This window comes from Leeuwenhoekiella sp. MAR_2009_132, from assembly GCF_000687915.1.
In the GTDB taxonomy this organism is placed as follows: domain Bacteria; phylum Bacteroidota; class Bacteroidia; order Flavobacteriales; family Flavobacteriaceae; genus Leeuwenhoekiella.
Genome location: NZ_JHZY01000002.1, coordinates 349,430 through 371,033, shown reverse-complemented (window position 1 = coordinate 371,033; position 21,604 = coordinate 349,430). Strand labels below are relative to the sequence as shown.

Below are 21,604 nucleotides of genomic sequence, written 5' to 3'. Positions count from 1 at the left end.
AAGATATTAAACTACAAACTCAAAATCAATCAAAATCAACACATGAATTTTAAAAGTCAAATTTTAAGTATCCTGGCAATTTCCTTAGGTATTGCGGGATTTGCACAGGAGGTTAACACCATAGATACGCGGCTTATGCACGAGCCTGCTATAAGTATAAATCATATCGCTTTCATTTATGCTGAAGATTTATGGGTAGCTAATAAAGATGGTTCTCAACCTCGTAGATTAACTATTGACGAAGGAATAGAGTCAAACCCGGTTTTCTCACCAGACGGCAAGACGATTGCATTTAGTGCAGAATATGATGGCAATACAGATGTTTTTACTGTAGCCACTACCGGCGGTGTGCCTAAACGACTTACTTACCATCCTTACTCAGACTGGGTGCGCGATTTTACGCCAGATGGTAAACATGTGCTTTTTGCATCTCAACGGTCTTTATTTACAAATAGATATGCACAACTATTTACAGTTCCTATAGAAGGAGGGCATACCACACAACTAGAAATACCTAATGCCTACTGGGCCAGTTATTCAGATGATGGCAAATACATTGCCTACACGCCTATTCCAGATCGTTTTAACCAGTGGAAACATTATCGTGGTGGTACCCAATCGCGTATTTTTATTTTTGACACTGCTACTAAAGAAGTTGTTGAGATCCCTAAACCTACAGATGGTAGTAATGATGCGCAACCGGTATTCTCTGGGAGTTCGGTATATTTTAAAAGTGATCGCGATGGCGAGTTTAATTTATATAGCTACGATCTGGCTTCACAAAAAATAACACGCCACACAGATTTCATAAATTTTGGCTTGCAAGATCTTGATGTAAACAGCGCAGGAATTCTTATACTCGAGCAGGCAGGATACTTACACAGTTATAACACATCTACAAAATCATTAAATAAACTCACTATAGGCATCGCAACAGATTTGCTAGAGCTTCGCGAGCGTTTTGTAAGCGGAAGTGATTATGTACGTAGCGGTGGTATTTCTCCTTCAGGGGCACGAGTTGTAGTAGATTTTAGAGGAGAAATAGTAACTGTCCCTGCAGAAAAAGGAGACGTGGCAAATCTTACACAAACTCCAGGAGTACACGAAAACTACCCCAAATGGTCGCCAGATGGCAAGTCTATCGCTTATTTTTCTGACGCAAGCGGTGAGTATGCTTTGCACGTTAAAGATCAAAATAGCACCGCAGCTGCAAAAAGCATTCAGCTAGAGGGTACCGGTTTTTATGCATACATTCACTGGTCGCCAGATAGTAAAAAAGTAGCTTATGTAGATAATGGCAGAAATTTATACATCACCACTGTTGCTACCGGAAAAACACAAAAAGTAGCCCAGGATATCTTGTATCAGCCGGGAGTTTACCGGGATTTATTTGGGAGCTGGTCTGCAGATTCTAATTGGCTCGCCTATACTTTAATTACCAATACTAATTTTGAACAGGCCTATCTTTTTTCGCAAAGCGAAAATAAATCGTATCCTATTTCAGACGGACTCTCAAATGTTGCAAATCCTACATTTGACCCTAGCGGTAAGTATTTATACCTAACCGCCTCTACAGATGCTGGGCCGGTGGTGAACTGGTTTGACCAGTCTAATCAGGATATGGAAGCTTCAAACTCTTTGTATTTAATAACACTTCAGAATGATGTAAAATCACCTTTTGCAAAAGAAAATGATGTTGAAGTAATTGCTAAAGCAGAAGCCGAAAAAGAAGAAAAAGCTTCCGAAGATGATAAAAAAGAAAAGGCTGTTCCTACCTTAAAAATTGACTGGGATGGTATTTTAAACAGAATGGTTGCCATTCCTGTAGGCAGTGGTTATTACGGCTCACTTTCGGTACCAGAAGAAGGTGTTTTATTTTACCTGTCCTATCCCGCTCACGATGACGCCGTGATGCTACACAAATATGATTTAGCAGAACAGGAGGATGAGGAGATCGTAGAAACCAACTCCTATGAGATTAGCTCAGACGGTAAAAAAATGATGTACTATAATGGCGGTAGCTGGTTTGTTTCAGAGACTGGTAAAAAAGCTGATAACCCACCGCTAGATTTAGAAGCCATACAGATTAAAATAAATCCTAAACAAGAATGGGCAAATATCTTTAACGAGGCCTGGCGTGTAAACCGCGATTATTTTTACGATCCTGCTATGCATGGTGTTGACTGGGAAGCGATGAAAAAACAATACGAAATCTTTTTACCAGATGTAACTACAAAAAGCGATTTGTATCGCATGATGGGCTGGATGTTCGCAGAGCTTTCGGTAGGACATCACCGTTTTGATTACCGCGGCGATAACCGTATTGAAAAAGAAGAAATTAGCGGTGGCCTTCTGGGAGCAGATTATGTTGTGAAGAACGGAAGATATCAAATTTCAAAAATATATGGCGGCCTCAACTGGAATCCAGATTTGCGCGCTCCTCTTACCGAACCCGGGATTTCTGCTAAAACTGGCGAGTATGTAATTAAAGTAGATGGTCAAGAAGTTACTTCTTCAGATAATTTCTATAGCTTTTTTGAAAACAAAGCCGGCCAAATTGTAACACTTACCCTTTCTGCAAATCCTAACGGAAATAACGCACACGAAGAGCAGGTAACCGCTATAGATTCAGAAATGAGCCTGCGTAACCGCGACTGGGTAGAAGGCAATATTAAAAAAGTAAATGAGGCTACAAATGGCCAGGTTGCTTATGTATATGTACCCAATACAGCAACCGGAGGTCACGAGTATTTTAAACGCTATTTTTACCCGCAGGCAGATAAAAAAGCAATTATTATTGATGAACGTTTTAATGGTGGCGGGCAATTAGCAGATTATGTAATTGATTTGCTTAACAAACCGATGCAGAGCTACTGGAACTTTAGATACGGCAGTGATATGAAAGCCCCAAGCGCTTCTATACAAGGCCCTAAGGTGATGCTAATCGATGAAACCGCGGGTTCTGGAGGAGATTATTTACCCTATTTATTCCGTAGAAACAATCTGGGAACATTAGTAGGTAAACGCACCTGGGGTGGTCTGGTAGGAGTTTTGGGTTATCCTGAATTTATAGATGGTGGGATTGTAACAGCTCCTAATGTGGCTTTCTATAATGAAGAAGGTTTTGGTATTGAAAATGTAGGTACGCCACCAGATGTAGAAGTAGAGCAAACGCCAAAAGAAGTAATTGCCGGGAAAGACCCCCAGCTTGAAAAAGCGATTGAAATCATCTTAAAACAGCTGAAAGAGAATCCCCCAAAAGGATTGACTACTCCATCCTATCCTATAAAAACAAAAAACTAAATAATACCCACTTTTAGCTTTAAAATCCTGATCTAACGATCAGGATTTTTTTATGTAGCACTGCCTGTGATACTAAATGTATTCCCTATTTGGAGTAAAACATATAAATCCACAGCGTACGTGCAAGTTTAAAATTTAGCGTACTGGTAAGTAAAATAACACCCACAACAAAAAGAAAAGCGGTTATTAATGAAGTCTGAAATACAAAATAACAAAGAATAAAAACAGCTAGAAATTCTGCTACTGTTAACCCATAACTCACATACATCGCACCTATAAAAAAGCCTGATTCAATTTCAAATTTGCGGTTACATTTCTTACAACGTGTATGCATTTTAGGAATATGCAGTGCAAACAACTGTTGGTTAGATTCAAAAATAGCTCCCTCTTTACAATTAGGACATTTAAACTTTAGGATATCTAGTAAACTCATAACAGAAGTGGTTAATTTGTAAAGCAAAATTAGACTTACAAACCACAACAGGACTTATACCGATGTCCTCCTTTTTTGTACTTTTAGGACATAACTAATTCTATGAAACGAATTCCGGTTTTACAAATTGAAGCATTTGACCACAATTTTAATGCTTCAGAATTATATGCTAACGATTTTGCAAAGCATATACGAGACAATGAAAAACTGGTACACAAACCGCATACGCATAATTTTTACTTGTGCGTTATTTTTACCGAAGGTACGGGCACGCACGAAATAGATTTTACACAATATGCCATAGTACCGGGTTCTGTGTTTTTTCTTAATCCCGGGCAAACTCATTTCTGGAAATTTACTTCGCAACCACAAGGCTATATTTTTTTTCATACACTAGCTGCTTTTGAGATGGCCTTTCCGCAGCAGCGGCTTGAGCATTTTCCGTTTTATTATTCTATAAATAATACACCCGCCATCACTCTTAGTCATAAGCAACTTCCGCAACTGATTAATCGCTTTAAAGAGATTTATACAGCGTATCTGGAAACAGCCATTTATAAAACTGAAAAAATACTAAGCCTTATAAATCTTACCTATATAGATCTGGCACGGCTTTATATTACCGGAGAACCTGAAGAAAACACTACAGTTTCTGCTCATTACGTGCATATTTTGAAAGAATTTGAAAAATTATTACACATTCACTTTAGACAAGAAAAGTCAGCTTCATTTTATGCTGAGAAACTCAATATCACCACAAAACATCTCAATCGCATTATCAAAACTATTCTTGACAAAACCACAACAGATTTAATAAGTGAACGTACCTTACTAGAAGCGAAGCGACTTATGGTGCATACTTCAAATTCACTAAATGAAATCTCTGAACTTCTGGGCTTTGAAGATTATGCCTATTTCTCGCGTATTTTTAAAGCGAAAACAAATCAAACCCCCTTATCGTTTAAAAACCTATATGCGCATTAAAACATTTACAATGATTAAAACAGCACTTTATATTTCACTCTTAATTATTTACTGCGGAAATTTAAACGCACAAACCGATTATGAAAAAGAAATTTTGACCTTTCAAAGCGATTTAAATGCTGAATATAAAAACCCCGAAGAATCGCCACTTACCGCAGAAGAAATTGAGCAATTCACCACGCACACTTTTTATCCTATTGATGAAAACTATCGTGTAAAGGCCTCATTTGAGCGTATTGCAAATCCTATAACTATAGATTTTCAAACCTCTTCTGGCGTGGTAAAAAAATACGACACCTATGCGCTTGCAAAATTCGAATTATTTGGAAAACCTTACCAATTAACAGTTTATCAATCACAGTCTTTACGCGAAATTCCTGAATATAAAGATTATCTCTTCTTGCCCATCACCGATTATACCAGCGGTTTAGAAACCTATGGTGCCGGCAGATATATCGATTTGAGAATTCCTGAGGGAGATACCATCATCATCGATTTTAATAAAGCCTACAATCCGTTTTGTGCCTACAGTCCCAACTATTCCTGTCCCATACCACCTGAAAACAACGATTTAAAAATTGAAATTAAAGCCGGTGTAATGAGCCCTGTAGGTCACAAATAATACTAGTTTTCTTTACTCAAACGAATTCCTATTTTTTGATAGAAATAGACGTTGATTTATTTTTTAAAGGAATCACATAAGCCTCCCGTTCTTTAGGATAGTTTAAGGTAAAACCTTCAGAAAGATGAATATATGCTTGAGGAGTAAAATCATCTTTTGCTGCTAATTGCAGTTCTACAGTCTGTGTATTTTTCGTGTAAGTAACTGCTTCTATCTGTCCTGCATCAAGCGTTATCCACAAACCTAAAGGCTCAATAAATACGGCATTTTTAGCCGCCGTAGTTAGCTCTAGATATAGTGTATCATCTGTTTCGGTAATGTTTCCGCCAAAGGCTAGCCACCCAAAACCGGGATCTTTAACTAAATAAGAGGAAGTATTTATAGCATATCCAAAAAAGTTGGAGCCGTAATCACCAGATAAATAATCAATTTCTAACGTTGAAGGATAACTGTGAAATGCTGCAGGCCCAAAACCATCTTCAGTAATATTAGAAACAGAACCCAGCAAGCCTCCATAACCTACTTTGAGTAAGTGTAAATCTGTGGGATTTTTACGATAGGCATCTAATACAGGTATGGCATTCATTCCTGAACCATAGTGATGAATTTGGCGTTCTACCCGTGTTAATTTGCCACCGTACAGAAAATCCCAATATCTGCGTGCATTACCATTGTATGCCCAGTGTGGCATTACTGGCATATAGGCTAAAATTGCATTTAATGTTACTGCTGCTTTTGCATCAAAACCAAAATAATCTGACCACATATACACCTCTTCCTGACCGGTAGAATCCCACGGCATCTCACTACCAAAAGGGTATGAAAGGGTTTCCCAATGCTCAGCTCTTTTTCTCATTTCCAGCTCCAGCGTATTTGCCTTTTCTGTGAGTTTCTCGCGTTTTAAATCGTCTAAAACTTTAACAAAAACCGAACCTTCCATTTGTCCAAATTGCGCATAATACGGTGCAAGACGACTCATTGCCAAAATAGTTTTATATGCCTGGTCTAAATACCACTCCCAGTTTTGTTGTATTACCAGCCCATCGTGGTATCGTGCCAGACGGTACATCGTCCAGTAAGCAGCCACCACATGCGGATAGTTGTAGGATCTTCCGGGATCATCTGCACCTTCCTTACTCCATGCCGCCCAGGTTTTGTAATTAATGGTATCGCTATACGTTCCCGCCGGCATTTGCTCGGGCTCATAATAATATAAACTTTTACGCACGCCATATTTATTTTCACCCGTATCGTATTGCAGTTTGCCCCAGATGGTTTGATGTATAAAATCTTCAAGCTTTGCTACTTGTTGCTGATCTGGTTTTATAAGCTGCTTCATAATCCCTCCCAACCAACTGCCAGCACCACCTTCATCACTTAAACCGGCAATCCATGCACGGGAATCTTCAGTAACCTGTCGCTTTGTTTCATAATCGTAAGAAATTAGAGAAGGAGCCCTTTTGAACAGGTCTTCTTTATTTGTGTACCACTGTTTATCAAATAAAAAATTACCAAAATCAGTTACCAGCTCATCTTCCGCTTTTATAATCTTATAATTTACGGTTTGCTGTTTACCATCTGCATAAGTAATGGTAAGTCTACTCCTTCCCCACTGTTCTCCTTTAACGGCATACGTGGCATAACCGTTAGCTGTGGATTCCTTCTTTTCTATTGAAAGTGATCCTTTAGGAAAAACATCAAAAGCAGTTACTGCAGCAGTATAATTTAAAAACAATGTAGCATTTACATTCTGCGGAATCACATAGCCCGGGATGCCTACTGCAACCGGTACTTTATTTGATATAAGCGTTTGCTGAACCTCTTTAACTGAAGGTGCAAGTGTAAACTTTAAAGAAAAAGTTCTAGTCTCGCCCGGTTTAATCACAACGGAAGTAGGGGTATTCCATTGTGAAACACCAAGCCATTCTTTATCTGCATACGCCTTGCTTAACGGCATCCACTCGTGAAAGCCTTCAAAAACTATACTGCGCGGTGTCTCGTCGTCTAGTAAAGGTCTGTACGCTTCAAAAGGCATATTCTCTTCAGGTAATACTAAGAGCACCTCATCATTGCCATCTAATTTTTTAACCTCAAGATACCCGGCATCTTCACCTATATAAGGATCAAAAAATACATTTTTTGCGTGTGCTTCATCAAGAGAATGCCCTTCAAGAATATTGTTGAATACCATAGGTATACCTAATGCGCCCAGTTCAACATTAAAATTGGTTGTATTTTTAAATTCAAATCCCAGAATTAAATCTTCTTTATCAAGAGCATAATAACGTATGACATCAAGTGGTAAATCGTCTGCCAGCGTTGCAGAAAGATTGGCTGCTGCCAATGTACCTTCTTTATTAACAGGCGTTACTGCTTTACGTTTGACTGCTGTAGAATACGAGCGCCACGTTAGAGAATCTGTATTGCGTAATCTAAAATTAATATCACCTAATTGATACAAACCATCTTTAGAGCGCAATTCTAAACGCTCGCCGGGTGTAAAATCAAAATCGGGATTTGATTTTGGCGCTAAAGATGCTACTGTTTGAGAAGCTTTAACCAGTTTTAAAATAAAATGTGCGGTCTCATAGCTTTCAAAACCTTTTTCTAAACCTAGAGTAGATTCTTTTTCTTTGATCTTATCCCAATATTTCTGAGCCTGAACATTATGTAAGGTTGTACTTGTAATTAGTAGAACAGAGAGTAGTATTTTTTTATACGTCATTCTTAAATTGATTTTTTGAGCTTTACGGTTGTGTAACTAGAAAATGCTTTAAATAAGATGTCAATTAATTCTAAACACACCCCTAAAATAAAAGATTCCTGCAGATTTTATTTGTGCTGATGTTAGCTGATGCACATAGTATATTACCCTGAAATTAAGATCTCTTCTACTAAAATCGCCAATGTGATATCAATGTATTGAAAACATTTAAAATTATGCCTCTAGTGATTTTTAGAATCGAGTCTTAAAAAACCTAAAAATAGCGCCATAAGTAACCGATATTGATACTATATTATCTCATGTATTGACTTGCATTATAAATAAGTGTAATTTCTACAATATACTTATTTATAATTCCCCTTCATATGAAAGTTCTTCCCTTTAAAATCCCAAAACCCGGTAAAGAAGCTCTTGTATATCAAGAAGATCGGGAGCATTTTTTTTATGATAAACTTCATGAGCATGAAGAAATACAGATAAGTTATATTGTTAAAGGATCTGGAAGTTTAATCTTGGGAGATACAATAAATGAATACCAGGAAAATGACATACTCATAATAGGAGAGCATATTCCGCACGTGTTTAGAAGTGATCGCAATACCGATGATCTATCAATTATGTACACACTTTTTTTTACTAAAAATTCTTTTGGTAACGAGTTCTTTAAACTCACCGATTTATCTGAAATCGACAGTTTTTTCGATCAGTCTGAATACGGAATTAAAGTAACTTCCTATAAAAACAAACTCCTTAAAAAGTTTAATAAACTAAAACATCAAAACCGTATTGAACGTATTGCAAATCTGCTTCAAATTCTTGAAATTATTTTACGTGCAGAAAAGAAACCCCTTTCATCATTTGTTTATCATAAAAAATACACAGAAGTTGAAGGTAAACGTATGAGTGATGTTTTTCAATACACATTAGATCATTTTAAAGAAAATATCACACTTGAAACAATTGCTGAAAAAGCCAATATGAGTAAGAATGCTTTTTGCAGATATTTTAAAAAACGTACCAATAAAACCTTTCTTCAGTTTTTAATTGAGTTGCGCATAGAATATGCCTGTAAACTGCTTTATAAGGAAAAAGAACTTCCGGTTGCAGAAGTTTCTGAGCGTTGTGGTTTTCAGAATATAGCTAATTTCAATAGAAAATTTAAAGAGATCAAAGCAATGACACCTACGCAGTTTCGATTAAGTATGTAACCCAAATAACATTTCTATTTAGATCATAAAAAAGCGGACAATTTTTTAAAATTGTCCGCTTCAGCAATTCAGATAAATAAACCAATTAATATCCTGTATTTTGTTTAAGATTAGGATTTGTATTTAACTCTTCTAATCCTATGGGAAAAAGCGTGGTATGATTACCCTTAGGAGTGTGGTTATACCAGCTTTTTGTCTGGTATACTCCAAAACGAATCATATCTGTTCTACGTCGTGCTTCGGCCGTAAACTCCCAGGCTAGTTCATCTAAAAACCTGCCGTAGACAACCGGTGTCGTGTCTCCGGCATCTGTAACACTACCGTCCTCACCTAAAACACCATATTCTACCGTTGTATCGCCCATTAATTCTGCTCCCGTAACTATAGCATCTGCAGCATTATCAAAAGCTCTGCTTCGTACATTACTTACAATTAGAGCTGCCTCATCTGCCCGGTTTGTACGTAATAATGTTTCAGCCTTCATCATTAAAACATCTGTATATCTAAACAGAGGGAAGTCGTTACTTAATCTACTATTAGATCCCGGGGCAATGTCGTATTTATGGCAACGTAAACCTTCTTCAAATTCACAGAAATAAATACTGGGCATAAAATTTACCAGCGTAAATAAGGTCTCACCGGTATCGGCATTTTTTTGATCACCTACTAACCAGGTTTCTTCAAGGCGTTTATCACCACTTTCATAACTATTTATAATTTGTGGATTTGCACTACTCCCTCCCCAGGGCTGTGATTGCATTTTAAAAACATCGCGGTGACTGGGCAGTAACATTTTCATATGTTGATTCCACTCTCCTGCATAGATTTGATCGTAAGGAATAGCAAAAACAATTTCAGGAGAGTTTTGATTTTCAGTAGTAAAAATTGCACCATAATCTGTATCGAGTTCATAAGCTCCAGAATCTATAATTTGATTACAAAGCGCTAAACATTCTGCCCATTTTGCAGTACCTGTGTACACCTCGGCATTTAAATATACCCGAGCTAAAATTTGCATAGCGGCAAACTTCGTTAATCTGCCATAGGTAGTAGCATCTACGGTTTCAGAAAGATCAGGAATAACTTCAGTAAGTTCTGAAACTACAAAATCATACACTTCCTGCCGCGTGCTTTGTTGTGGAATTTCATCACTAAAATCTTTGAGTATTGGCACATTTCCGTGGGTATCTAATAATATTGAATAATACAATCCTCGTAACGCTCTCAATTCTGAAATTACTGTTGCGGCCTGTTCTGGGGTTACAGGAAGGGAGCCCGACTCTAGCTGTGAAATCACCCTGTTGATATTATTTACACCTCTAAAGCAAGTGAGCCATGTATTTCTAGGTTGATATTGCGTCTCATCCCACGTGTGAAAATGCATTCTTTTGTACGTACCACCGTCATCCCAACCGTTAGGTCGCGTAGGGGTTATAAAGGTATCACCAGACTCTTCCTGCACATCAAACAACCCCTGCCAGCTCATAATATAGCGTAAGGGTGTATAGGCAGAAGCTGTTAATGCTACAATATCCTCATCTGCAGGCACAAATGAATCTTCGGTAATTTCTGAAAATACCTCTTCTTCAAGATTTGTACAGGCTAAAAATGATAGGGAAACGAACAACCCCAAAACCGGCATTGTAAATGATCTTTTTAATACGATATGCTTAAATATAGTTTTCATAGTCTTTTTATTAAAACGTTACGTTCACTCCTAAACTAAATGTGCGTGTGGTAGGATATTTATCCCGCTCATCATTACCCGGAGATAAGCCAGATCTGTTAACCTCAGGGTCTATACCTTTGTAGCCAGTAAGTGTTACAAGATTTAAACCAGATGCAAATACCCGCAAGCGCTTAATGATGTCGCTTTTATCTGTATTAACGGTATATCCCAAAGTCACGTTATCTATTTTCCAGTAATCACCATCTTCAACATAGTAACTCACAAATCGCTGTACATCAGAGAGCACAGCTTTACCATATACCTCATCAAAAGCAGTATCAAGAACATTGTAACCTATGGTAGGATTCTCATAAAACATTCTTGAAAAGTTTAATATCTGAAACCCAAAAGCTCCGCGCATATTCACATTTAAATCCCAGTTTTTATAATTGAAGGTATTATTCCAGCTTAAATAATGTTTAGGTAACCCGTTTCCTAAAACCTGGCGGTCTGCAGTAGAAGATTCTGTAGCAGGTATAATCTCCCCATCAGCATTCTCTACTAACCAGATTCCCTCATCTGAAATATCTACACTTTTTAATCCGTAGAAATTACCGATGCTCTCTCCTACCTGTACGATGTGCGTAGAAAGTTGAATGGGCTCACCCGTGTAACCAGTGTAGAAAAAATCATTTGTTGTCTGAAACTGATCATTAGATAAAGACACTAACTCATTTTTATTTGTAGAATAGGTAAACGTTGAATTCCAGTTGAAGTTTTCGGTCTGTACCGGTAAAACGGTTAACAACGCTTCAAAACCTACATTGCTCACCTCAGCAACGTTAGCCGTAATGCTGCTGTACAAATAGGGAGGTGTGGGCACATCGTAATTATAGAGTGCATCTTTAGTGTGACGGTTGTAATAATCTAATGCACCACCTAAGCGACCATCAAATAGGTCAAAATCAAGACCTATATTAAATTCTTCTTTTTTCTCCCATTTAAGATCCGGGTTTGGATTTCTTGACGGAATTAATTCGCGTAACCACCTGCCGTTATAATAGAAGTAATTACTATAATTTAAGCTACTTAAAGATTGATACGAACTTCCTGCATTTATACCTGTGATACCAAAACCTCCTCTTAATTTAAGGTTGTTTACCCACTTGGCATCTTTCATAAATTCTTCCTCATTAATACGCCATCCTGCAGAAACTCCCGGAAAACTTCCCCATTTGTTATCTGCGCCAAAACGCGACGAACCTTCATGACGCAAACTTGCCATAAACAGATATTTATCATCGTAGTTGTAAGTTAATCGACCAAAAAATGCAATAAGCTTGTCTGAGTTTTTATAACTACCCATACCTGCTTCACCTAACGGAAGCCCCTGTCCAATACCAAGATTGTTGTAAGTATATGCATCTGATGGGAAGTTGCGGTTATTTGCGTAAAAACCTTCATTTACATTTTTCTCATAGTTATAACCCGCAAGCGCTGTGATTTTATGAAGACCAATATTTTTCTTGTAGTCTAAGGTAATCTGCCCATAATCTCCCACATAATCATCGGTACCTCTTGAAGCATAGCCTTCAACACCATTTTTTGTAGTAGAAACGTGATTCTTACTCTCGTAATAGCCTCGTATATTTGAATTTCCTTTACGCGTATATAAACCTTGAATGGTTAAATCTTCTATGGGAGAATAAGCTAAACTTCCTGTAAATCGCGTATTGCGGTAACGGTTTTGACCGTCTGTCTCTTTTAGATAGGCGACCGGGTTGTCGTATAAATACACATCTCTTTCAAACCAGCTCCCATCTTCGTTACGCACGGGCTCAGTAGGATTATGTATTAGCGCCTGGCGATACACATACGGGTTAAAACTGTAACCATCGCCACCGGTATAAAATTCCTGTTCACTGAGAACGACATTAAAATTGGCTTTCAATTTATTGTCAAACATCGCGTGGTTGACATCTATACGACCGGTATAGCGTTTGTTATTGGTATTTATAAAAATTCCTTCCAGGTTTCTGTAATTAACCGAAGCACTCAGGTTTGTTGTTTTGTTTCCGCCTCTAAAAAGTACATTGTGCACGGTACTTACAGCATTTTGAGTAATCTCATCTAACCAGTCTGTATCTGAACCAAAATCTTCAAAATTAGCTCCGGTAAACGTATACCCCTCAGCATACTTCTCTCTAAGTTCTGAAGCATTTAAGAAGTCGAGATTGTTACTAATAGATTGAAAGGACACATTACCTGTATATTCGATTGTATTTTGCATATCATTATTTGCCCCTTTGGTAGTAATAATGATCACACCGTTTGTACCCCGAGTACCATAAATAGCAGTCGCAGACCCATCTTTAAGAACGTCTATAGAAGCAATATCTTCGGGAGCAACAGTTTGTAAACTTCCGGGAACACCATCTACAAGGATTAAGGGAGCGCTGCTGCCATTAAGTGATGCAATCCCTCTTAGTTGTATTTGCGTGCCCGCTGTAGGATCTCCAGAAGGTGCAGAAACCGAAAGACCGGCTACTTTACCCTGTACAAGTTGGGCTGCGTCACGCACGTTACCTTCTATAAAGTCTTCAGACTTTACACTAGCTACTGCACTGGTTACATCTGCCCGCTTTTGTGTACCGTAACCTATGACCACGACTTCAGAAAGAGCCTCTAGGTTTTCTTTTAAGGTGATATTGAATTCTATTTTACCCTGTGTTGATACTTCTAAAGTTTCAAATCCTACATACGAGAATATTAAAACTGCAGCCTCATTTTGGGTAGTTAACTGAAAATTACCATCAAAATCTGTGATAAAACCGTTTGAAACACCTTTCTCCTTTACGTTTACACCGGGAAGTAAAACTCCTTTGTCATCTTTTACAGTTCCTGTAAGTATACGTTGTGAATGGGTAATAAAAGAACACAGTAGAAATAGACCAAAGAGAAGATGTCCTTTGTTTTTATAAGCCTTACGCTTAGCTACTACTAATTGATTTAATTTTTGACTCATTTGTTAGACAGTTTAGGTTAGTTGCTTCGTGAGAATTAATAACCCCTTAGGGAATCATTAACTGCGGAATAAAATTAGCAGGGATCGAAATCCTTTTTTAACTTTATCTTAGCTTAACCTAATACTATCTTAACAGTATTTCACTTAAATAACATCATTTACGGTTAGTTACCTACTTTCATCTTAATTTTTTAACAATAGGAATAGTAGTTTTTAAAAACTATTATGTCATTTTATATTGAAGAAGTTGCGGAAACTGAAATTGATTTTATCTAAATCTACAGCGTATTGATTTTAAGAAGTAATTGTGGATCGGGACAATTTTTCTTGTAGAAATCTAGATTCTGAAGCGTAGACACTCCCGGATAATCACCCCTATTACCTTGTATATCTCGAATAATCTGAAAGTGTAAATGCGGAGCGTAATCGCCATTTTCTTCGGGTACGCCAAGATGGGCCAGGATTTCACCTGCCTCAAACATTTGTCCTATGCTTAAATTAGATAAAGAAGATCGAGTTAAATGGCCGTAAAGTGTGTAAAATGTGAGATTTTCAAAACGATGTTCTAAAACGATACACGGGCCATAATCGCCGTGATTGCGGTTATCTTTAAAGCTATGCACGATACCTTTTACAGGTACTAAAACCGCTGTACCTTGAGGACACCAGATGTCAAGCCCCAAATGTATATTACGCTTTAGCACCTCATCTGTATTACTAAAATAAAGGCTTCGGTCGTAAATACTACGTTTTTCTAAATACCCGCCATAGGCGATAGTACCGCCTACTTTAGACAAATAAGTATTTATATAAACCTGTATTGCTTCCGCAGAGCTTGTATCTACTTCCTCTAAAACCGGGTTGGTTACCGAAAGATCAAGAAATTTATAATCTTCCGCTTTATAAGTGGTGTCAATTATCGGCGTAAAACCGGAAGTTAATTTGCTTAATTCTGCTGAAAAATCTCGTGTTTGCATACGCTCAAAAATACAATTCTATTGAAATTATTAAGCACAAAAAAAGTCCGTTCTGGCAGGAACGGACTTTTTACTAATTAACTTAAAACTAATTTAAAACTATATCACTAAACTTTGAAGAGATGGCGATTATACTATCTGTATTTCTCGATTTATAAAAACCATTTACCATACTGCTGTTATAACCTTCCATCACTTTTGCGTCTAAACTTTTTGGATAATTTAAACGACTACGTACACCGTTAAAATTAAAATGGAAAGGTGTATCTGGCAGATTAAGTACCACATCACTATTCTCTACACTTATATTTAAAGTCTTGAAATTTTTACCCAACTTAGGTATAGACAACTCACCAAAACTACCGGTAATAACCGCTGCATCTTGTAATTCATTTATAACAATACTGCTTGCTCTTGAATTTATATTGATGCTTTTTGCCTTATCTATCACACAGGATTTTGTGTAACTCGCCTGCAGTGTACCATAATCCCAGGTTGCCACATCAACAGGGCTATAAGCTACGTTTATAAATGTTTTATCTCCAGAAATGGTATTGGCAATAAAATCACCGTGCGACAAATTAACCTTAGCATTAGTAGCCTCAGCAATTTTTATATTACCGTGACGTACATTAAGATCTAATTTAGCGTCATTAGGCATACGCACCACAATCTTACGTTTGTATGATCCTTTAGGTTTAGCAACATTAGGAACATTAGATCCCGTAAAACTATACGTCATTTGCGTGCTCACATTACCATTAGCATCACGGGTAACCGTTTTCTGAAGATTACCTCCCTGTTGCTCTGCCATTTGCTCAAGTTTTTTTGCAAAACTATCGCTCCAGCCTTCCATAGCTTTACCTATATTTTGTCCTAAAGCCGCCATATCGCTTTCTAAAGCTCTACTGAAATTAGCCCCTAAAGCTTCGGTAGAACCACCAAACTGTTTCCCAAAACGCTCACCCCAGGCTTTCATATCTTTATTAAAATCTGCTCCCCAGGCTTCCATATCTGCGCGCCACTTATCGGTCTGTGACACACTTACACTCGTACCATATTTTTTATTCATCGCAGATACATAGCCTTTCTTATCTCTTTTATAGGCATCCGCATCAAAATTCATTTGCTTTGAGAATGGCGATTTTGGCATTCCTAATAGACTACTTCCGGCTAGTCCTTGTCCTGCAGCAACTTTCTTTTGATTGTTGCGTTCCCATTTTTTCATCACCGCATCAAAGTCTTCACCAAAATTAGCTTCGATCTTCTTTTTATATTGCTCTAAATACTTCTCCCCATCCCGCTTGTATGCATTGTAATCAAATGAAATATTTTTCATTCCCTTATAATATTCCACAGGTAATTTCATTCCTGAAAACTGCTCAAGCATAGGGCTCAACATATTCTTCATCATAGGCTGCATCATTTGCATAGATGATGCTATTAAATCATTAGCTCCCCGCATTTGTACATCACTTAAAGCGATATTTACTGCAGCAGGTGCACCTCTACTTAGTATTTGCACGGCGTTGCTGTTGCCCTGTACTTGTACCTGCCAGCCTTTTAATAACTCATTAATTTCTTCTTTAGAAAGATCTTCAGATTCTATAACAGCTTCTACCGCAACTTCATTTTTATTCCAGTTTTCAAAAACAACATCTGCATATTGTGTATCTGCATTAATTGTAACATCTGCACGCGTTGAAAAGCGCTCATTAAACTTAGTGTTTGTTGTTTGTGCCTGTGCTTGTGAAGCAAGATTCACTACAAGGGTAAGCACGCAAAAATGAACAAATAGTCTCATTGTATTATACGGTGTTGGTTTTAATCTCATCAAATTGAGATTCTTGTAATTCATTCAATTTTTCTTTTAGCTTTAATAAAAGGTCTAGCCTAAACTGTAAATTATCTATAAGAGATTGTATGTTTTGATCGTTAACCCCGGTTTCTACCAGATCACGATTAAGACGATCATACTCCTGATTCAGCTCTTCTAGCTGTCCCATAAAAGCATCTACAACTGCTTTATTATCATCATTTACATTTAGCTGCGCCAGCTCCATATGAATGCTTGCCAGATAGCGATCTTCTATTTGCTTATACTCTGGTGAGAAATCACTTAATTGAACCTTTGTGGTTTCTGCACTCGCTACAGAATTAGCCTCTGTAGGTTGTTGTTGCTGAATGGAAGCACTAAACGGATTGTTTAAAAGCAAACCGGTAACGGCAATAAGTACAACCAATACTGCAGCAATTTTCATCCAGAGATATCCTTCTGCTTTTGCCTTAGCCTGCGCTCCAAAATTAGCGTCAAGTCGAGCGTTAAATCGAGCTTCATGATTAGGCTTTAAGCCTTCTGACGGGACGCTCAAATCATTTTTAAGAAGCTCTCTAATATCCTGTGCCATGATATTTTGTTTTTAATTTTTCTTGTAATTTCTTTTTACCTCTGTGCACCAGTGTGCGCGATGCGACTTCGGTGATTTCTAATATTTCAGATATTTCCTGGTGGTCATAACCTTCAATTAAGAAGAGCATAACAGCATACCGGTACCGTTCTGGAAGTTCTTCTATAGCTTCCTTAATCTGATCTACTGTGATACCATCTTCTACCGCCCAGTCATTGTCATCATCTACGGTACCTAAAACCTGCTCATTTATCGCTACCAGCTCAAGCTTTTTTGCCTTAAGCATATCTATGCTCTTATTAATCACAATACGCTTAAGCCATGCACCAAACGTCACCTCTCCATTGTATTGATGCATTTTTGTAAACGCTTTTACAAAACCCTCCTGCATCGCTTCTTCAGCTTCAAAAGAGTTTTTTAAAAACCGAAACGCTACGTAGTACATACCCTGGCTGTATTTATTATACAGTTGCATCTGCGCCCGCCTGTCGTTCTGTTTACATCGTTCAAGTATTTCGGTAATTTGCAAAATGATGGTTTGGTTAGTTGCTAATTCCTTTTCTAAAGACGAATCTATTTCGCCTGCGTTGCAAAATTGTGATTAATTAATTTAGAACTAGGAATAATGGCATGTTATTTGATTTTAAAACTGTAAACAGGCTTCTATGAAACACCTCTATTTTTTGATTATGGTATTTTTTTTAGGGCTGTATTCCTGTGAAAATCCGCCAGAAATTGCAGAAGAATTTCAAGATGTTGAAACTTTTTATTTTCCGAATAAAGAACGATTTAATGCAATTGATCTAGAGAATAGTAACATCAATCTCGATGATTATAAAACGTATGAAGAACTAGTCACAGTAATGGATAAAAATTCCTGCGACGATAAAACAAATGTTTTAAGTTTTAAGCATAACAATATCCATTTTAAAATTGCAGTTTTTAAGGACTGCTCTAAAAGTAGAGGTGGTGCCTGTTATAGAAGGGTTGATTTTTTTGATTTTCAAAACGATTCTCTACTGAAGAATTATAATACTAAAATCTCACCAAAATTCTTTAATGAAGAAGTTCAAGTCTCTTTAGATGAGCAACTCAGATCACCCTATTTTAATAAAGAGAAATTAAGAAGGATCTTAATTAGTGTTCATTACGCTCACGAGAGACGAAATACGTCTGTTGAAAATTTAAAAAACACCTTACTTTTTATTACAAAAACGATGACCGAAATTCAGGAAAAGTATGATTTAGAAATTTCTTATTATTTAGAAATTGACACGACTCATATTCCTCCACCGCCCCCACCTCCTTTCTCAAAAAACTAAAAAGCATAAAAAAACCCGCCAGTCGCGGGTTTTTTATTTTTATATAAACTTCAAATTACTCATCTAAAAGTAAATTTAAAGTCACATCTATATTATCCATCGTAGCACGAGAATACGGGCATACTTCGTGAGCTTCGTTTACCAGCTCTTCACCCTGTTCTACATCTACGGTTGGTAGGTAGCAGTCAAGCACTACTGCCAGCTGAAACATGTCTTCTTCATTTTTGCCAATTTTCACCGTTGCAGTAACCGTATAATCCCCAAGATCTACTTTTTTACTACGTGCTACGTGAGCTAAAGCACTACCAAAACAAGCAGAATATCCTGCAGCAAAAAGTTGCTCTGGGTTTGTACCTTCTCCTCCTGCACCACCAAGACCTTTAGGTACAGACAATTTAAAATCTAAAGTTCCGTCATCTGATGAAACACTGCCGTCACGACCACCGTTTGCAGTCGCTTTTGCTTTATATAAAGCTTTCATATCTAGAATTTTTCAATGATTAAGGGTTCAAGATACCAATACCATAAACAGAAATCAACTTCAACTTACTAAAGATTTCACAAAAAATAAGTTGAGTCTAATTTCCAATTGTATTTGAAAAACACTTGTCATAGGAGATCAGATTAAACACTCCGTATTTATTAGTATCATTTAAAAATCGTATTTCGTATTTCGTATTTCGTATTTCTACTTTAATCATTTCCCTTACCTTTATTCCATTTTGAAAATTGCCTAAAGAATGTCTAAAAAAACGAATCATATCGATTCTACCTCAGCAAATACTATAATTGCTAAACGCCGAAATTTACCCGATGCGCAGCAACTTATCACGCAAATTTGCTCAGGAAATACAACCGCACTTAGCCGAAGTATTACCCTGGTTGAAAGTACCGCGGCACGTCATCAAGCAATCGCTCAAGAAATATTAACCGGATGCCTGCCACACGCCAATAAATCTATACGTATAGGAATAACCGGAGTTCCCGGCGTAGGAAAAAGTACGTTTATAGAAGCCTTAGGTCACCATCTAACGCAACAGGGTAAAAAGATTGCCGTTCTGGCAATTGACCCTAGTAGCAGCATTAGCCACGGAAGTATTCTGGGTGACAAAACCCGAATGGAAACCTTATCTGTAAATGAACGTGCATTTATAAGACCATCTGCTGCAGGAGATTCTCTGGGAGGAGTTGCCCGCAAAACCCGCGAAGCTATAATACTTTGTGAAGCTGCCAGATATGAGGTTATTCTTATTGAGACAGTGGGCGTGGGACAAAGTGAAACCGCTGTTCACGCGATGACCGATTTTTTCCTGTTACTAAAATTAGCAGGAGCCGGTGACGAACTGCAAGGCATTAAACGCGGAATAATGGAAATGGCAGATCTTCTGGTTATTAATAAAGCAGACGGCGACAATAAAAATGCAGCCAAACTTGCTGCCAGTGCATTTGCAAAAGCTCTACACCTTTATCCCGCTAAAGAAAGTGAATGGTCTCCAAAAGTGAAACGTTGCAGTGCCTTACAAAATGAAGGTATAGAAGAAATCTGGGAAACAATTTCTAATTATATAAAACTTGTAAATGAAAACGGTTATTTTGAAACCAACCGTAAAAAGCAAAACACCTACTGGTTAAAAAACACTATAGAAAATACCCTTAAAGATAATTTTTACTCAGACCCTAAAATAAAAGCAAAACTACCGCTACTTCTTGAAGCTTTAAACGAAGGAAAAACTACTCCGTTTCAGGCTGCACAGGAGTTATTGAAAAAGGTCTGATTTCTGCTTTCTGAATCAAATACAAAAATAAACCCCTTTTCTAATTTCTAATTTTCTAGGGCTTTACTTTTAAAAGCTGCAATCCCGGAAGGTCTAACTTTTTCTATTAAACCATCTTTTGTAAAGTTTAAACTGTCTACACACAACTCCCGAAGTAAGTCTTCAGAGTTTGGCGAGTTTGCAGAATGTCTGTGATACAAAATATAATCCTGTCCGCTTCTATTAAAAACAGTATGATGTCCGGGGCTATAGGTTGTAGAATCGGTTTCTGTAGAAAGTATAGGACTGTTTTCTGCTTCAGTAAACGGCCCATAAGGATTATTTCCTGTAGCATATCGCACCTTGTAGGTGTCTTCTATTACCTTTCCATCTGAATACATCAGGTAATACACACCATCTCTTTTAACCATTACAGGAGCTTCAAAATAATTGGCTGGCGTAACATCCTTAATTTCGCCTTCAAAGGTGATCATATCTGCACCCAGTTTTACAATAAAACAATGCCCGTTAACCCAGTTCAAACCAGAACCCCAATACAAATAGGCCTGCCCGTCATCATCTATAAAAACTTCCGCGTCTATCATATGATATTCGGGGAATAGATTTCCTTTTATTAAAGGACTTTCATCTTCTTTGGCGTTTTTCCACGGTCCTAAAGGAGATTCAGCAACACCTGCCCAGACCTCGCTTCCTACAGACACATACATATAAAACTTACCGTTTTTAGCTTTAATTACGGAAGGTGCCCAAACCATACTTCCGTTTGAAGTGGGGCTCGTGCACGCCTCTTTTGTAGGCCAGTTTAAAGTTTTCTGTTCCCAGTTTTTAAAATCGGTCGACTCTAAAACGGCAAGGTCTTCTTTACCCCACGGGTCTTTGGTTGCATAAATATAAAATGTACCCTCTTCCTGAACAATAGAAGGATCTGCGTAATAACCCTCAGCAATAGGGTTAGTTATTAAATCTTCAGATTTTTCCTGATTACTGGTTTGTTTTGCTTTATCTGTCTGCTTACAGCTGCTCAAAACCGCTAATAACATAGCAGAACTTAACAATAGCCTTTTTTTCATAATAACGAACCTATACCTACTTACTTAAATGTAATATATACATTTAAGATAAAATAATTCGTTTTTATTCTAGAAACATTGAG

General features: G+C 37.5%; 16 protein-coding genes. 6 read left to right on the top strand and 10 right to left on the bottom strand.

Going from position 1 to position 21,604, the window contains the following annotated elements:
• Positions 1-42: 42 nt before the first annotated feature.
• Entirely contained in the window at positions 43-3,303 is a 3,261-nt protein-coding gene (locus P164_RS01595) for a S41 family peptidase (RefSeq protein WP_028374737.1), read from the top strand.
• An 85-nt stretch (positions 3,304-3,388) separates the two neighbouring features.
• On the opposite strand, the gene P164_RS01590 is transcribed toward P164_RS01595, so the two are convergent.
• Positions 3,389-3,736 carry a DUF983 domain-containing protein gene (locus P164_RS01590; RefSeq protein WP_028374736.1) on the bottom strand — a complete coding sequence of 116 codons (348 nt, stop codon included), beginning with the start codon at positions 3,734-3,736 and terminating at the stop codon, positions 3,389-3,391.
• 102 nt (positions 3,737-3,838) lie between these two features.
• Here P164_RS01590 and P164_RS01585 point away from each other — a divergent pair, with 102 nt between their 5' ends.
• Positions 3,839-4,720: an AraC family transcriptional regulator gene (locus P164_RS01585; RefSeq protein ID WP_028374735.1), complete on the top strand. Its 882-nt coding sequence runs from the start codon at positions 3,839-3,841 to the stop codon at positions 4,718-4,720.
• Positions 4,710-5,342 carry a DUF1684 domain-containing protein gene (locus P164_RS01580; protein WP_234405807.1) on the top strand — a complete coding sequence of 211 codons (633 nt, stop codon included), beginning with the start codon at positions 4,710-4,712 and terminating at the stop codon, positions 5,340-5,342. Before P164_RS01585 ends, P164_RS01580 begins: the two co-directional genes overlap by 11 nt.
• 28 nt (positions 5,343-5,370) lie before the next feature.
• Here P164_RS01580 and P164_RS01575 read toward each other — a convergent pair whose 3' ends face one another.
• Positions 5,371-8,067 (bottom strand): DUF5695 domain-containing protein, encoded by a 2,697-nt coding sequence (locus P164_RS01575; RefSeq protein WP_035899285.1) that lies wholly within the window; start codon positions 8,065-8,067, stop codon positions 5,371-5,373.
• 365 nt (positions 8,068-8,432) lie between these two features.
• On the opposite strand from P164_RS01575, the gene P164_RS01570 reads away from it, so the two are divergent.
• Positions 8,433-9,275 (top strand): AraC family transcriptional regulator, encoded by an 843-nt coding sequence (locus P164_RS01570; protein WP_028374732.1) that lies wholly within the window; start codon positions 8,433-8,435, stop codon positions 9,273-9,275.
• Positions 9,276-9,360: 85 nt separating this feature from the next.
• Here the strand turns inward: P164_RS01570 and P164_RS01565 are convergent, their stop codons facing one another.
• From P164_RS01565 to P164_RS01540, 6 genes are all read right to left on the bottom strand, one after another.
• A complete protein-coding gene (locus P164_RS01565; RefSeq protein ID WP_081817295.1) occupies positions 9,361-10,962 on the bottom strand; it encodes a RagB/SusD family nutrient uptake outer membrane protein in 1,602 nt (533 codons plus the stop codon).
• A 10-nt stretch (positions 10,963-10,972) separates the two neighbouring features.
• Positions 10,973-13,969: a SusC/RagA family TonB-linked outer membrane protein gene (locus P164_RS01560; protein WP_028374730.1), complete on the bottom strand. Its 2,997-nt coding sequence runs from the start codon at positions 13,967-13,969 to the stop codon at positions 10,973-10,975.
• Between the two features lie 278 nt (positions 13,970-14,247).
• Positions 14,248-14,946, bottom strand: a complete 699-nt coding sequence (locus tag P164_RS01555) for a peptidoglycan DD-metalloendopeptidase family protein (protein WP_028374729.1) — start codon at positions 14,944-14,946, stop codon at positions 14,248-14,250.
• A gap of 88 nt (positions 14,947-15,034) precedes the next feature.
• Positions 15,035-16,750 carry a DUF4097 family beta strand repeat-containing protein gene (locus tag P164_RS01550; protein ID WP_159105999.1) on the bottom strand — a complete coding sequence of 572 codons (1,716 nt, stop codon included), beginning with the start codon at positions 16,748-16,750 and terminating at the stop codon, positions 15,035-15,037.
• Positions 16,751-16,754: 4 nt separating this feature from the next.
• Positions 16,755-17,354, bottom strand: coding sequence for a hypothetical protein (locus tag P164_RS01545; RefSeq protein ID WP_028374728.1), 600 nt, complete (start codon positions 17,352-17,354; stop codon positions 16,755-16,757).
• Positions 17,338-17,829 carry an RNA polymerase sigma factor gene (locus tag P164_RS01540; RefSeq protein WP_051621116.1) on the bottom strand — a complete coding sequence of 164 codons (492 nt, stop codon included), beginning with the start codon at positions 17,827-17,829 and terminating at the stop codon, positions 17,338-17,340. The genes P164_RS01545 and P164_RS01540 overlap by 17 nt, the downstream gene beginning before the upstream one ends.
• Positions 17,830-18,019: 190 nt before the next feature.
• On the opposite strand from P164_RS01540, the gene P164_RS01535 reads away from it, so the two are divergent.
• Positions 18,020-18,676, top strand: a complete 657-nt coding sequence (locus tag P164_RS01535) for a hypothetical protein (RefSeq protein ID WP_028374726.1) — start codon at positions 18,020-18,022, stop codon at positions 18,674-18,676.
• Positions 18,677-18,731: 55 nt separating this feature from the next.
• Here P164_RS01535 and P164_RS01530 read toward each other — a convergent pair whose 3' ends face one another.
• Positions 18,732-19,157, bottom strand: a complete 426-nt coding sequence (locus P164_RS01530; protein WP_028374725.1) for an organic hydroperoxide resistance protein — start codon at positions 19,155-19,157, stop codon at positions 18,732-18,734.
• Positions 19,158-19,416: 259 nt separating this feature from the next.
• On the opposite strand from P164_RS01530, the gene meaB reads away from it, so the two are divergent.
• On the top strand, positions 19,417-20,451 hold the full coding sequence (gene meaB / locus P164_RS01525) for a methylmalonyl Co-A mutase-associated GTPase MeaB (protein ID WP_028374724.1): 1,035 nt from the start codon (positions 19,417-19,419) through the stop codon (positions 20,449-20,451).
• A gap of 47 nt (positions 20,452-20,498) precedes the next feature.
• Here meaB and P164_RS01520 read toward each other — a convergent pair whose 3' ends face one another.
• The gene (locus tag P164_RS01520; protein ID WP_035899283.1) at positions 20,499-21,521 is read right to left on the bottom strand and encodes a family 43 glycosylhydrolase; all 1,023 of its coding nucleotides are present in this window, start codon (positions 21,519-21,521) and stop codon (positions 20,499-20,501) included.
• Between the last annotated feature and the right edge of the window lie 83 nt (positions 21,522-21,604).